This is a genomic window from Pseudomonas sp. P1_F1_2 (genome assembly GCF_056405815.1).
In genome coordinates, this window is record NZ_JBFUBK010000141.1 from 1 (window position 1) to 13,828 (window position 13,828).

Sequence of the window (13,828 nt, forward strand, 5' to 3'; positions counted from 1 at the left end):
CGCCTGTAGCAGCTGCCGAGCCTGCGAGGCTGCGTTCGGCGACGAAGTCGTCGTGAAATCAAACGATGCGGTTTTTCAGGAAACCGCGTTCGCCGGGTTTACGACGACTGCGTCGCCGAACGCAGCCTCGCGGGCTCGGCAGCTGCTACACGGGTCGTGGGACTACCACGAAGAACCACTCTTCAACGCCAGCTCCCGCCGACTGTTGGCTCGCATCGCCTTGATCAGCGACACCGTCCCCACCAGCAAAATCGCCGCCGCAAACAAAAAGTCGATTTTGTACAGCTGGAAGTCATTCAGCGGCCCCACCAAAAACACCCGTATTGCCCCGACGCTGACCAGCGTCGCCAGAAAGTCGATACCCGGCTCGTCGCGATAAAACACGTGCAGCAGCGGCAGGCAGATCACCAGCAGCAACAGCAGGACAATCACCTTGAATGAGCCCTTGCGCTCGACACTGAACGCACACTCATTGGCGGCATACGGTTTGTAGTCTTCCTCGCGCGCCAGCGAGTTTTTCTCGTTGATGTACTCCGCGCGGTTGTACTTTTGAATCGGCGTAAAGGTGTTCGACATCTCCATGCTGGTGGTGATGTGCTTGAAATTCAGGTCGATGCGCTCGTTGCCCTTGAGGTAATACAACACCGGCTTGTAACCGTAGCGGTAAGTGTCGAACGGGAAGTCCGTCGCCCTCCCCTGAACGCCGATCGTTCGGAGTTCGAGTTCGGCATAGGCACTCTTGTTGAGCGACGACAGGTTGCGGCTCAGGGGCTTGATTTTGACCTGCTCCAGAAACACCGGGGTGTCGCCGTAAGACCACTGCAACGGTTCCAGGCGCAGCCGCAGTTCGTTGCGGCCCAGGTCATATCGATCAAACGTTCGCTCAGAGACGATGACAGTGCCCGCGAGTGCGAACTCACCACGCACATTGTTGGTGATGCGCAGTGTCAGGCGATCCTTGCCCAAAGTGGCGGCATCACTGGCCGGCGGTGTGCCGCACCAGGCGTAACTGTCTCGCGCCCCCGCGAGTTGGCCCTCGCGGTCCTCTTGAAACAGATAAAAGTAACTGCCCCACAAGGCCAACATCAGCAACAGCGCGATCAGCCCCAACACCTTCTTGCCCACACTCACGGCCAGACTCCTTTCTCTGTTTCTTCCATGCAGCCGAAAACCCGCTGACGCGGGTTCCGAAAATGCCAGTGATTAGTTAACGGCGTATTTGTTTTGCAGCGCTTGCAAGCGCTCGGTTTGTTGCGGGGTCAGGCCACTGGCATCGAACAGCACGGCGCCATCGGCCCCAACGAGTTTGATGATTTCCAGGCTGAACAATGCTTCTGCGGGCGCATCAAGCTTGCCCCATTCGCTGAACTGGTTCGGCGTAATTTCCCAGGTAGGTGACTCGCCCGGCTCGATACCGCCAGGAATCGGCAATTCAACGGTGCCCACGAACCATGGCGTGGCGCGGCCCGCGCTGGCCACGGTGCCTTTGAAACCGACGCGGGCGATGGAGAACGTCGTGCCGTTCTTGACCTTGGCCACCACCACCGGTTGACCGTGCGGCGCCGCCGAATTCTTGTTCTTCTCCGTGAAATAAAATTCCGACTTGAGAATCTGGAACTTCGCCATCTCTACCTTGGCAATCTGGGCCGCCTGCTGGATGTCCTGCAGTTGCTTGATCTCGGCGAGGGCTTGCTGCTTTTCCTTCAATGCGCGTTCGGTGCGCAGATTGGCGGCGATGACGGCGACGTCCTCAGCGGTTTTTCCGTTGAGCGTGGTGCGCACGTTATTTTTGGCCTGCTCCGCCGATATCTGGCCACTCAAGGCCTCGCCGATATTGCTGAAGGTGATGAGTTTCAAATCTTCCAGGAGTTGGGCTTTCTTGTCTTGCGGCAGGTCTGCCGTGACTTTATCCAGCGATGAAGTGAGGCTCTCATCGCTAGTGCCGTCCAGTTTCGGACCACCACAACCGGCCAACATCAATGTCACCAACCCTACCGCGAACATCCTGCGCATACCCGACTCCTTTTTGAGAATGCGCGGACTCTACCAAAATGCCACCACTGGCCCAAGCAAAAACACGCCCTGTAGCAGCTGCAGAGCCTGCCAGGCTGCGTTCGGCGACGCAGTCGCCGTGAAATCAGGCTCTGCGGTGTRACAGGAAAACCGCATTCGMAGGGTTTACGACGACTGCGTCGCCGRACGCAGCCTCGCAGGCTCGKCAGCTGCTACAAAATGGTGTGTTGTCAGCGTCGTCTGAACAACGGCCGAGGCTCAATCACCGAACGGCCGTACAACACGCTCATCCCGGCCAACCCCTTCAGCGCATCCTCGGCCGATTTGTCTTCGCGCACCGCGAAGCTGTCGAACCCGCATTGGCGCATATGGCTGAGTTGATCGCGCAGCACATCGCCAACCGCGCGCAGTTCACCGGTCCATCCCATTCGGGTGCGCAGCAAGTACGCCTGGCTGTAACCGCGACCGTCACGAAAGCTCGGAAAATCCAGGGCAATCAACGGCAGCGTCTCAAACCATGGTTTAAGGCGTTCCACCTCATCATCTGGCCCCAGCCACACCGCATGCTGTGCAGGATTGAGCAGCCAGCGGTTCAACGGCAAAATCAGTGACCCGGCAGGCATTTCACCCTCCTCGTCCCTGACCAGCACCCACGGATCGTCAGCCACAATCCGCGCCACACCCTCCTCCAGTCGCAGCAGATTGTTCATGCCGTCACCTCCAGTACCTTCGGATACACCTGCTCCTTGAACGGCTCAAGACCGATGCGTAGCAGGGTGTCAACGAACAGTTCTTCGCTCTCGCGGTAATCGACAAACGTGTCGATGATCCGCTCGATTACCTCGGGTACTTCGGTGGCGCTGAAGGACGGGCCGATGACCTTGCCCAGCGCACTGTTCTTGCCCTGGCTGCCGCCGAGGGTGATCTGGTACCACTCGCTGCCGTTCTTGTCGACGCCCAGAATGCCGATGTTGCCGATGTGGTGGTGGCCGCAGGCATTCATGCAACCCGAAATGTTGAGGCTGATGTCGCCCAGGTCGTGAAGGTAATCCAGGTCCTCGAAACGTGCCTGAATGGCCTGGGCAATCGGGATCGATTTGGCATTGGCCAGTGCGCAGAAGTCGCCGCCGGGGCAAGCGATGATGTCGGTCAGCAAACCGACGTTGGCGCAACCCAGCCCCTGCTCGCAGGCCAGGCACCACAGCGTATGGAGATCCGCCTTSGGCACATCCGGCAGCACGATATTCTGTTCATGGGCGATGCGGATTTCACCGAAACCGAATTGCTCGGACCACTTGGCCACGGCCTGCATTTGCTCSGTCGTCACATCCCCGGGTGGCGAGGCGATCCCGGGTTTCGTCGACAGCACCACGCTGGTGTAACCCGCGACCTTGTGCGGTTGAACATTGCGGGTGACCCAGCGCGCGAACGCCGGGTTCTCGGCCAGGCGTGTGCCAAATTCCAGGTCAATGTCGGGCAGTGAACGGTAGTCGGGGGCCACGAAAGCACTGGCGACACGCTCATACTCGGTGCTGGTCAACTGCGCCGGCCCGTCCTTGAGGTACTGCCACTCCTCCTCCACTTCCTTGGCGAACGCTTCGATCCCCAGGGCTTTGACCAGTATCTTGATCCGCGCCTTGTACTTGTTGTCCCGCCGACCGTGGCGGTTGTAAACCCGCAGCACCGCTTCGACATAGGACAGCAAATGCTGCCACGGCAAGCCCTCGCGGATCTGCAAGCCAAGGATCGGCGTGCGCCCCAACCCGCCACCCACAATGACCCGCAACAGCTTTTGTCCATGGTCATCGCGATAAAGATAAAGACCGATGTCATGCATCATGATGGCGGCGCGGTCCTGCTCCGCCGAACAGATGGCGATCTTGAACTTGCGCGGCAGGAACAGGAATTCCGGGTTGATGGTCGACCATTGACGCAAGATTTCCGCCAGCGGACGTGGGTCCATCAGCTCGTCCGCCGCCACACCGGCGAACGCTTCGGTGGTGATGTTGCGCACGCAGTTGCCAGACGTCTGGATCGCATGCATTTGCACCTGCGCCAGGCGTTCGAGAATGTCCGGCACCTGAGCCAGCTCGATCCAGTTGAACTGCATGTTCTGCCGGGTGGTGAAGTGGCCATAACCGCGATCGTAATCCCGGGCGATGCTCGCCAGCGTACGCATCTGGCCGGCACTGAGCGTGCCGTAGGGAATCGCCACGCGCAGCATGTATGCGTGCTTTTGCATGTACAGACCGTTCTGTAAACGCAACGGCAGGAACTCTTCTTCGCTCAGCTCGCCGGCCATGAAGCGTTCGACCTGATCGCGAAACTGCGCAACCCGTTCGAAGACCAGGGCCCGGTCATAGTCATCGTACTGATACATCTGGCTACCTCATCAGGGTTGTTCGCACGCTCTGCACCTGTAGCAGCTGTCGAGCACCGCGAGGCAGCGTCCGGCTGCGAAGCAGTCGTAAATCCTGTGCACGCGGTTCAACTGACAGACCGAGTCGCATGGTTTGACGACTGCTGCGCAGCCGGACGCTGCCTCGCGGTGCTCGACAGCTGCTACAGGGGGGGGCGGTGTTTGTGGGTCGACTATGGACCTGCGGCGCAGTGCGTTACAGATTCAGGTAAACACTAAAAAACCGTATCAGAGCGCAGCAGATGACCGCAGGCAAACCTCGCATCTGATCCGCATAACTTTGGTTTTTCTGAGTCTGTTTTGTTTCAGGCAGGGTTTCTACAGTCGACAACCTGCCAGGCCGGGTGGCCTGGCAAGACTTTGCAACCGTGGAAGCATTGACCATGAGCACAGCAACAATCGGACAGGCCTATAACTACAAGGTCGTGCGCCAATTCGTCGTGGCAACCATCGTATGGGGTGTCATAGGGATGGCGATGGGGGTGTGGATCGCCTCGCAACTGGTATGGCCCGAGATGAACCTCGACCTGCCGTGGACCACCTTCGGCCGCTTGCGCCCGTTGCACACCAGCCTGGTGATTTTCGGTTTTGCCGGCAGCGCGCAATTTGCCGCCAGTTACTACGCCGCACAGCGCACCTGCCAGGTGCGGCTGTACTCCGACACCCTGGCCGCATTCACTTTTTGGGGGTGGCAATCGGTGATCGTGATCATGCTGGTCACCCTGCCGCTGGGCTATACCACCACCAAGGAATACGCCGAGATCGAGTTTAGCGGCGCGGTGTGGATGACCGTGGTCTGGGTCGCTTACGCCATCGTGTTTTTCACCACCGTGGTGCAGCGCAAGACCAAACATATCTACGTCGGCAACTGGTTCTTCGGCGCGTTCATCGTGGTCATTGCGATGTTGCACGTGGTCAATCACCTGTCGATTCCGGTGGACTGGTTCAAGTCCTATCCGGTGTATTCCGGGGCGACCGACGCCATGGTGCAGTGGTGGTACGGGCACAACGCGGTGGGGTTTTTCCTGACCACCGGTTTCCTCGGGATGATGTATTACTTTGTGCCCAAACAGGTCGGGCGCCCGGTGTATTCCTATCGCCTGTCCATCGTGCATTTCTGGGCGCTGATCACCCTGTACATCTGGGCCGGTCCGCACCACTTGCACTACACCGCATTGCCGGACTGGGCGCAGTCGCTGGGCATGGCGATGTCGCTGATCCTGCTGGCGCCGAGCTGGGGCGGGATGATCAACGGCATGATGACGCTCTCGGGCGCCTGGCATAAATTGCGCACCGACCCGATCCTGCGGTTTCTGGTGCTGTCGCTGGCGTTCTACGGCATGTCGACGTTYGAAGGCCCGATGATGGCGATTAAAACGGTCAACGCCCTCTCCCACTACACCGACTGGACCATCGGCCATGTGCACGCCGGGGCACTGGGCTGGGTGGCGATGATCACGTTCGGCGCGGTGTACCACATGGTGCCGAAAGTCTTCGGCCGCGAGCAGATGCACAGCATCGGCCTGATCAACGCGCACTTCTGGCTCGCCACCATCGGCACCGTGCTGTACATCGCGTCGATGTGGGTCAACGGCATTACCCAGGGCTTGATGTGGCGTGCAATCAACGACGACGGCACGCTGACCTATTCGTTCGTCGAAGCCTTGCAGGCCAGCCATCCGGGGTATGTGGTGCGCTTTATCGGTGGCGTGTTCTTCCTCAGCGGCATGCTGTTGATGGCCTACAACACCTGGCGCACGGTGCGGGTGGCGGACGTGACGATGGCTGAACGTGAAGCGCAGTTTGCCTGAGGCAAGGAGCCATACATGTATGAAGTTCTGTTGAATGCGATGGTCGTATCAGTGCTTTGGCTGGGGGTTGAGTACAGCCTCAAGCGGCAGACGCCGCAGAGTCTGGAGGATGCCAGCCTGATTCCATTTGCCGACGACCCCGAGGTGGCGCGGCGGGTGGAACTGGCCACCGGGAAGGTTGTGAATGCAGTGGCGCCGGAAGAGGTGAAGCCCGGTTGGATCAACCTCGACATCTGACCCACCACCTGTCCGTTGTAGGAGCCGAGCTTGCTCGCGATGCGGCCATTCCAGCCAACATCAATGTTGTCTGTCAGCCCGTCATCGCGAGCAAGCTCGGCTCCTACACGGGGGATTGGGTCAGTCAGGGAGGACCTGGCCGCGATCGCGCGGAATCAGGAGCTGCAACTGCTGCGCCAGAAAGTTTGCATCGAACGCAAACGTGTCCGGGTCTTTCAAGCCGTTGGTCTTGCGCCACTGCCAACTGGTCGACGGCGGCAGGCACACCAGCGACACGCTGCCATAGCGCGCAGCCGTCAGCCCCATCACCGCCAATGAAATCTGACCGCCAGCACCCATTACATCCGGCACGAACTCCACCGGCTTGCCGGCGATGACAATTGACAGTTTCTCAGTCTTGAACATCGACGTCTCGACCGGCACGCTCGGCCCTGAAGCGACATACACCTCACGACTCACTTCCAACAGATTGGGCGCCTGGACCGGTTCCAGCCACTGCTGGATCTGATCGAACAACTCACCGATACGCGTCGCCCAAACCGCCGATTGCGATTCAAACAGTTGCTTCTTGTGCGCTTCACTTTCTGCGTAGTGGCGAAGCATCTCGCCCAGTTGCTGTACGTCGTCCATTGCGGTGTTCCTTTCGTTGGAGCGGTGCTGCGGACATTGAGCATGGCAGATCCACGCCGATGACGTACGTAAAAGTCCACCGGCCTCTTGCGCCGCCCGAACTCGCGTCAGAAAAGACACCATGACACTTCACTGAAAGATCGGCGGTACAGTTGTTTTCCGCTGGAATCCGCCCACGAACCTAGGGACACTCGATCCTCGGGTGACTTTCCGACACAGATCATCGCTTGAGGAGATCCAATGCGCACCATCGGCCTTATCGGCGGCATGAGCTGGGAGTCCAGCGCCGAATATTATCGCCTCATCAACCAACAGGTCCGCGACCAGCTCGGGCCGCTACGCTCGGCGCAACTGCTGATGTACAGCGTCGACTTCGGCCCGGTCGAACAGGCCCAGCACGCCGGGCGCTGGGACGATGCGGCGGCGATTCTGGTGGATGCCGCGCAACGGCTGCAAGCGGGCGGTGCCGAGTGTGTGGTGCTGTGTACCAACACCATGCACAAGGTCGCCGCGCAGATTCAGGCCGCGATCAACATTCCGTTCCTGCACATCGCCGACCCGACCGGTCAAGCGGCGGTCGATGCCGGTACGTTGAAGGTCGGATTGCTGGGGACTGCGTTCACCATGGAACAGGACTTTCTCAAGGATCGCCTGAGCGCAATGGGGCTGACAGTGCTGGTGCCAGAAGCCGAGGAACGCCAGGCGGTGCACCGGATCATCTACGACGAATTGTGCGTCGGCGTGATCAGCGACACATCGCGCGAGGTCTATCAGCAGGTGATTGAGTCGCTGACCCAGCGCGGTGCACAGGCGATCATCCTCGGTTGCACCGAAATCGGCCTGCTGATCAAACCCGAACACAGCGCCCTGCCCCTGCTCGACACCACCGAACTGCATGCGCAGGCGGCGGTGGCGTTCGCACTCGGCGACTGAGTCAATCGGCGTTAAGCGTGCGACGCAGACGCGCCATGCTCAAGGTGTCGACCAGTCGGCCGTCACGCACGGCGTAGTCACGGAACAGGCCTTCGGTCTCGAAACCGAACTTTCGGTACAGACCGATGGCGGCTTCGTTGTCGGCGTACACCGAAAGCTCGACCCGTTGCAGATTCATCCAGTTGTCGGCGATGTCCAGCACCGCCGCCAACAGCTTCGAACCCACGCCTTTACCCTGCCATGCCACCGCGACGCCCATGCCGATACTGCCGGCATGGCTGCGGCGGATCCGCGAAAACTGCTCCAGGCCAATGTTGCCGATGACCGAGCCCTGATGCAGCGCGACCAGTTTCACCAGGCGCTCGTTATCCGAGGCCAGGCGTTGGCGCCAGATCTCGGTGGATTGAAATGGCATTTGCAGGACCTGACGGGTAATGGCCGGGTCGTTGTAGAGCGCGGTGACACCCTCAATATGGGATTCGCTGAAACGTTCGAGGGTGATAAACGGTTCGGTGACGGGCATGGGTGATTCATCCTTGATGCAGACATGGCCGCTTACTGTACAACGCTACTTCCTGTAGGCGTGAGCCTGCTCACGCCTACAATTGACCGCGTTCAGCTCTCGAACCACTCCCGGCGCTCATTGAAGGTGTTGTGGATCAACTCGACAATCATCTGCACGTCGCCCTCTCCCTGTGTTTCGGCGTTGGCCGCCATCCACACCTGACGTTGCATCGGCTGTTCGAACAACCCCGGCAATGCAATCAGTCCACGGTCAAACTGGCTCATGTAGCGCGGCAGCAAGCCGATGCAAGCGCTGCATCGGATCATCTCCAGCATCAGCTCATAAGAATGCAAGTGCACCACGCCGGCCAGACGCTGATCGACCACACTGTTCCATGGCCGAAAACTCTCGACCTGACGGTCATGCTGCCATTGCACCAGCAGGAAGTCGGCCAGGTCATCGAGGCTGTCAGGCCGCGCCGCGACGCGCGAATAGCGTTTGGCGATGTGCGGCAGGTATTCAAGACGCGCCAGCCGCCGGGGCTCGCTGACGGCGAAACTCGGACCGGGCAGCGGCGAATCCGGGCCGGCCAGCCACAGCACTACGTCCGCGCTGACCGCTTGCAGGGCCAATTCGCTGTCGAGGGTGATGATGTCCAGACGCACACTGGCATTGCGTCGCAACAAAGCGACCAGATCGCGGCCGAGTATGTCGTGCAGAATCGACTCCGCCACCGCCAGGCGAATCAACGGTTGCTCTATCACCGGCGCATCGCGCTCGTGGGCCAGGGCGATCAACTGTGCCTGCAGCGCCAACCCGTCACGACTCAGGGCCAGGCCACTGTCCTGATGATTGAACAGCGTGCACTGCAACTGCGCTTCAAGCTGCACCAGATGTTTGCGTAACTGGGTGGATTTGATATTGAGGCTGCGGGCGGCCTGCATGAAGCACCCGCAACGGGCGCTTACCCTGAAAGACTGCGCCAACACCGGGTCGATGCCAGCAGCGCGAGTGGACTCCATGAATGACATCAATGACTCCTTGTCGATCGATCCTTGAAAACCTCATCCTGCGCAGCGTTTATGAACCTGATGTGACACCGGGGAGGGAAAATCGATTCAGCCGCCGGGAGTTTGCCGAAAACTCACGGCGAGGCGGTTCCAGCTGTTGATGGTGGTGACGGCAATCGTCAGGTCGACCATCTCGCCTTCATTGAACTGCTCGCGCGCCAAGGCGTAGACGTCGTCGGGCACATGGCTTTCAGACAGCAAGGTAACGGCCTCGGTCCAGGCCAGTGCTGCGCGTTCCCTGGGGTTGAAAAAGCCGCTGTCGCGCCAGACCACGATCGAATACAGGCGACGATCGGTCTCGCCCAGGCGCCGTGCATCCACTGAATGCATGTCGGTGCAAAAGGCGCAGCCGTTGAGTTGCGAGGCGCGGATTTTGATCAGGTGCAGCAGCGCGGGTTCGATACTGAGGTTGCTGGTCAAGGCTTCCATGGCAATCATCGCTTTCATCGCTTTGGGCGATGCGCTGTAGTAATCCAGGCGGGAACTCATGGGGCGACCTCGTGAAGCGATGATGTTTTTTCACGGTAGTCGTCGAGGCCGCGGTGTGACAGATCCAATTCTGCGAAATACCCCCGCACCACTCGGCACCAGACCAATCCCCGGTTTTTCCACTGCGCAACTTCTGCGCAGCCGCCCATGCGGGTAATCTGGCGCGACGCACACGCGCCTCAATTTGCCCCTGGAGCCCCAACGGTATGGAACTTCACGTTGTCATCAACGKCCGCAAGGACCTGGCAGGCCAGTTGTACAACCAGCTGCGCAGTGCCATCGAATCCGGACGCCTGGCCGCCGGGACGCAGCTGCCGCCCAGTCGTTTGCTGGCCGAACAGTTGGGGATATCGCGCAAGACCATTTCCGACACGTACGCGCAGCTGACCTATGAAAATTTCCTCACCGGGGTGATTGGCAAAGGCACCTACGTGAATGCCCGACCGGCAAAAATCGCCCGCAAACAAAGCCATACCGAGTTGGCGAGTTACGACGTCATTGAATCCTGGCGCAATCTGCCGGTGTTCCTGCGTCACCCCACGCTGGAAGGGTCGTTGCGTTATGACTTCATTGGCGGCGCCACCAGCAAGGGCCAGTTCCCGCAGGATGACTGGCGACGCTGCACCTCCCACGCCTTGCGCCAGATTGCCGGCTCCAAAGGTTTCTACAGCCTGCCCGAAGGCCTGCCGGCGCTGCGCAATGCCATTGCGCGGCACATCGCGTTCTCGCGCGGGGTCAATTGTCAGGACGAAGACGTGGTGGTGTGCAATGGCGCGCAACAAGCGCTGGACCTGATTTCCCGGGTGATGACGCGCCCCGGCAGCATTGTCGCCATGGAAGATCCGGGCTACCCGCCGGCCCGCCTGTTGTTCGGCTCGCACGGTGCCACGGTGATCGGTGTGCCGGTGGATGCCGAAGGCATTCAGGTGGATAAAATCCCCCTCGGCACACGGCTGATTTACGTCACGCCGTCGCATCAATTCCCGCTCGGTTTGCCGATGAGCCAGGAGCGTCGGGTGGCGCTGCTGGAACGGGCTTATGAACTGGGCGCGATCATTATCGAGGACGATTACGACAGCGAGTTTCGCTACGAGGGCCGCCCCACGGATTCGCTGCAAAGCATGGATGAGCGCGGGATCGTCGCTTACGTCGGCACCTTCTCGAAAACCTTGCTGCCGGAATTGCGCCTCGGTTATGCAATATTGCCGCCGGCGATTCTCGAAGCGGTGATCCGCGCCAAGCAACTCACCGACCTGCACACGTCCACGTTGCCACAGTGGGCGCTGGCCAAATTCATCGCCGAGGGCTGCCTGCTCAAGCATATCCGGCGCTGCCATACGATTTATGCCGGGCGTCGCGAACGGATTCTGGCGCGCATGGCGGGCGACCTGTCGCCGTGGCTGGAGCCGGTGCCCACCACGGCCGGGTTCCACATGGTGGTGATGTGCAAAGTGCCTATCGATCTTCCGTTGGTGATAGAACTGGCAAAAAAAGTCGAAGTCGGGCTCTACTCCATCGAGGCCTTTTACTTTCAGCAGACGCCGCAGGCCGGGCTGTTGCTGGGTTTTGGCGCCATTGAAACCCTGGACATCGATACGGCCCTGGACCGTTTGCGCGACATTTTGCAGCAGGTTGCCTGACAGATTGGTCTGCGCCTTTACCGGGCGATTGGCTATTGGTGGTCCGCAGCAGCAGGCCTATCCTGCATAAGCGTTATCCCTCAATGAGCAGGATTCGTCCGGCCTGATTCAGGAGTGTGAGCAATGTCCCAAGAAGTGATCAATACCGTACAGGTGCAGGCCGTCGCTGGCCGCTCGGATGAACTGGGCAAGCAACTGCAAAAGATTGTCGAAACCCTGCGTGAACTACCGGGCTGCGACTCCTATATGGTCGACCGCTGCCCCGAGGACACCAACCGCTGGACCGTCAGCGCTCGCTGGCAATCGGAAGCGGCCATGCACTCGCATTTCAATTGCCCCGAAGTTCAGGGTTTTATCGGTCTGATTGACAACCAATTGGCAAATGCCGTGGATTTCAACAGCTTTCCGATCCGCTAAAACCCCAAGCACCCACCGCACCCGCCTCGTAGCAGCCGTCGAGCAGCGCGAGGCGGCGTTCGGCTGTGCAGCAGTCGTGAGATTTGGCGATGCGGTGTTTCAGGAATATCACATGTTCAGGTTTTACGACTGCTGCGCAGCCGAACGCCGCCTCGCGCTGCTCGGCAGCTGCTACAGATTTTCGTTGGATTGGTCCCCTCGCCTTCGCGAATATTGGCTGTTTGATTGCCCTGCCCTGCGGACTATCGTTGCTCCAGACGATAACCACCGCAGGTGATAAACCATGAAAGCTTTGCGTTTCCTTGCTGCCCCCCTTGCTGCCCTCGCCCTGACTGTTTCGGCCGCCGCCCTTGCTCACGAAGGCCCGTCTGAAAAGGTCACGGTATTGCAGGACCAAATGCTCAAGAACGTGCCCAATAAAAAGGCGCTGATGATTGAAGTGGACTACGAGCCAGGCCAGTCTTCCATCGCCCACAAGCACGAAGGCACCGCCATGGCTTACGTGATATCGGGGGAGATAGTTTCTCAAGTGAAAGGTGAGCAGCCGAAAACCTACAAGGCCGGTGAGTATTGGTATGAAGCGGCCGGGTCGGAACATTTGGTGTCGAAGAATGCCAGTGCCACCCAGCCTGCCAAACTCTTGGTGTTCATGGTATTGGCACCCGATGAGAAAGTTTTGATCCCGTTGGAAAACTGATAGCTGTAACGCCAGCCATAAATAAACAGGCCCAAATGAGACATTCGGGCCTTTTTATTTCCAGGCGTCATTAACTGAACGCTTTTAAACCAAACAAAACTATTGCCGTACCCATAAGCTCATCTACTGGCTAGTTTCTTTTGCAACGACAGGTTTAGTCTGGAATCACCGCCGACACTACTCGGCAACTTAAGCTTTCCGACTCAAGTTGTTTCACTGGAGATACACCATGAAACGTGTGCTTGTCAGTGCATTCACAATGACTGCTCTTTTATCTGGCTGCTCGATCCCCACGGCGCCAACTTCCGTCTCTTACCTGGACGGTCTCTTGCCTGAGCCCGTGGGTCGCAGCAACGCCACGCAAGTAAACAATGGCCATAACGTTGCGCTCGGCGTTGTCTACAGCCGAAACACCCAGGCCAACCGCTCCTACCTTCAAGACTATCAGGCCAACGCCGGCACCGGTTTCGGCCAGAGCCTGCTGGTTCAACCGATTCACGACGCCTACGTCAGCACCTCCCAACCCGACCTGGCTGTGGATTGGGTCAAGGCATCCCTGGGGCGGCAGTTTGGCTCGGTCACGGTGTACCCGGACATGCAAAGCCTGAGGGCGGCGAAACCGGATGTGATCGCCATTGTCGACAGCCGCAGTCAATTGATTACCTCGCGCAGTTCGGATATAGCGGCTGATGTCAGTGCCGATTTCTATGATGCGAACTTCAACTACATTGGCACGGCACAAGGGCATGATGCTAAAGCACTGACTCCGGTCTGGGCCGACTTTAAACGCACTGAAGAGATAGTCGCGGACATTAACGAGCAACAGAATGTTCAAGTTAGGGCATTGCAGAAGTTTGACCAGTCGCTCAGTAATTTATTGACCAGGCCGACAGATAAAGTATCCATGCTAGATAACACTTCTAGCCAAAAATTATATTAAGGCTAGTGGCCTTGTCGCGGGCAAGCC

15 protein-coding genes are annotated in these 13,828 nt (G+C 59.0%); 7 read left to right on the top strand and 8 right to left on the bottom strand.

All coding sequences use genetic code 11. From position 1 onward, the window contains the following. Nucleotides 1–162 precede the first annotated feature (162 nt). The 4 genes from AC1D2P_RS28045 to AC1D2P_RS28060 form a co-directional block, all read right to left on the bottom strand. Nucleotides 163–1,131 carry a hypothetical protein gene (locus AC1D2P_RS28045; RefSeq protein ID WP_477758149.1) on the bottom strand — a complete coding sequence of 323 codons (969 nt, stop codon included), beginning with the start codon at nucleotides 1,129–1,131 and terminating at the stop codon, nucleotides 163–165. Nucleotides 1,132–1,203: 72 nt separating this feature from the next. Further along, complete coding sequence (locus AC1D2P_RS28050; protein ID WP_477758150.1) at nucleotides 1,204–2,013, bottom strand: DUF6694 family lipoprotein; 810 nt, start codon at nucleotides 2,011–2,013, stop codon at nucleotides 1,204–1,206. A 230-nt stretch (nucleotides 2,014–2,243) separates the two neighbouring features. Continuing rightward, nucleotides 2,244–2,723, bottom strand: a complete 480-nt coding sequence (locus AC1D2P_RS28055) for a DUF934 domain-containing protein (protein ID WP_477758151.1) — start codon at nucleotides 2,721–2,723, stop codon at nucleotides 2,244–2,246. Further along, nucleotides 2,720–4,393: a nitrite/sulfite reductase gene (locus AC1D2P_RS28060; RefSeq protein WP_477758152.1), complete on the bottom strand. Its 1,674-nt coding sequence runs from the start codon at nucleotides 4,391–4,393 to the stop codon at nucleotides 2,720–2,722. Before AC1D2P_RS28060 ends, AC1D2P_RS28055 begins: the two co-directional genes overlap by 4 nt. Before the next feature lie 422 nt (nucleotides 4,394–4,815). On the opposite strand from AC1D2P_RS28060, the gene ccoN reads away from it, so the two are divergent. Then, a complete protein-coding gene (gene ccoN / locus AC1D2P_RS28065; RefSeq protein WP_477758153.1) occupies nucleotides 4,816–6,243 on the top strand; it encodes a cytochrome-c oxidase, cbb3-type subunit I in 1,428 nt (475 codons plus the stop codon). 15 nt (nucleotides 6,244–6,258) lie between these two features. After that, nucleotides 6,259–6,480, top strand: coding sequence for a CcoQ/FixQ family Cbb3-type cytochrome c oxidase assembly chaperone (locus tag AC1D2P_RS28070; RefSeq protein WP_109786516.1), 222 nt, complete (start codon nucleotides 6,259–6,261; stop codon nucleotides 6,478–6,480). Between the two features lie 120 nt (nucleotides 6,481–6,600). On the opposite strand, the gene AC1D2P_RS28075 is transcribed toward AC1D2P_RS28070, so the two are convergent. After that, nucleotides 6,601–7,110 (bottom strand): hypothetical protein, encoded by a 510-nt coding sequence (locus AC1D2P_RS28075; protein ID WP_460163956.1) that lies wholly within the window; start codon nucleotides 7,108–7,110, stop codon nucleotides 6,601–6,603. Nucleotides 7,111–7,350: 240 nt separating this feature from the next. Here AC1D2P_RS28075 and AC1D2P_RS28080 point away from each other — a divergent pair, with 240 nt between their 5' ends. Further along, entirely contained in the window at nucleotides 7,351–8,043 is a 693-nt protein-coding gene (locus AC1D2P_RS28080) for an aspartate/glutamate racemase family protein (protein ID WP_046032163.1), read from the top strand. 1 nt (nucleotide 8,044) lies between these two features. Here AC1D2P_RS28080 and AC1D2P_RS28085 read toward each other — a convergent pair whose 3' ends face one another. From AC1D2P_RS28085 to AC1D2P_RS28095, 3 genes are all read right to left on the bottom strand, one after another. Further along, on the bottom strand, nucleotides 8,045–8,566 hold the full coding sequence (locus AC1D2P_RS28085) for a GNAT family N-acetyltransferase (protein ID WP_109786518.1): 522 nt from the start codon (nucleotides 8,564–8,566) through the stop codon (nucleotides 8,045–8,047). A gap of 92 nt (nucleotides 8,567–8,658) precedes the next feature. Next, nucleotides 8,659–9,579, bottom strand: coding sequence for a LysR family transcriptional regulator (locus AC1D2P_RS28090; RefSeq protein WP_046032161.1), 921 nt, complete (start codon nucleotides 9,577–9,579; stop codon nucleotides 8,659–8,661). An 87-nt stretch (nucleotides 9,580–9,666) separates the two neighbouring features. Beyond that, complete coding sequence (locus tag AC1D2P_RS28095; protein ID WP_046032160.1) at nucleotides 9,667–10,107, bottom strand: carboxymuconolactone decarboxylase family protein; 441 nt, start codon at nucleotides 10,105–10,107, stop codon at nucleotides 9,667–9,669. A gap of 206 nt (nucleotides 10,108–10,313) precedes the next feature. Between AC1D2P_RS28095 and pdxR the strand changes: the two genes are divergently transcribed. From pdxR to AC1D2P_RS28115, 4 genes are all read left to right on the top strand, one after another. Further along, entirely contained in the window at nucleotides 10,314–11,747 is a 1,434-nt protein-coding gene (pdxR, locus tag AC1D2P_RS28100) for a MocR-like pyridoxine biosynthesis transcription factor PdxR (protein WP_477811695.1), read from the top strand. 123 nt (nucleotides 11,748–11,870) lie between these two features. Then, complete coding sequence (locus AC1D2P_RS28105) at nucleotides 11,871–12,164, top strand: antibiotic biosynthesis monooxygenase family protein (RefSeq protein WP_046032158.1); 294 nt, start codon at nucleotides 11,871–11,873, stop codon at nucleotides 12,162–12,164. Between the two features lie 283 nt (nucleotides 12,165–12,447). Next, entirely contained in the window at nucleotides 12,448–12,861 is a 414-nt protein-coding gene (locus AC1D2P_RS28110; RefSeq protein ID WP_109786520.1) for a cupin domain-containing protein, read from the top strand. A gap of 229 nt (nucleotides 12,862–13,090) precedes the next feature. After that, the gene (locus tag AC1D2P_RS28115; RefSeq protein ID WP_223525483.1) at nucleotides 13,091–13,801 is read left to right on the top strand and encodes an ATPase; all 711 of its coding nucleotides are present in this window, start codon (nucleotides 13,091–13,093) and stop codon (nucleotides 13,799–13,801) included. Nucleotides 13,802–13,828 lie beyond the last annotated feature (27 nt).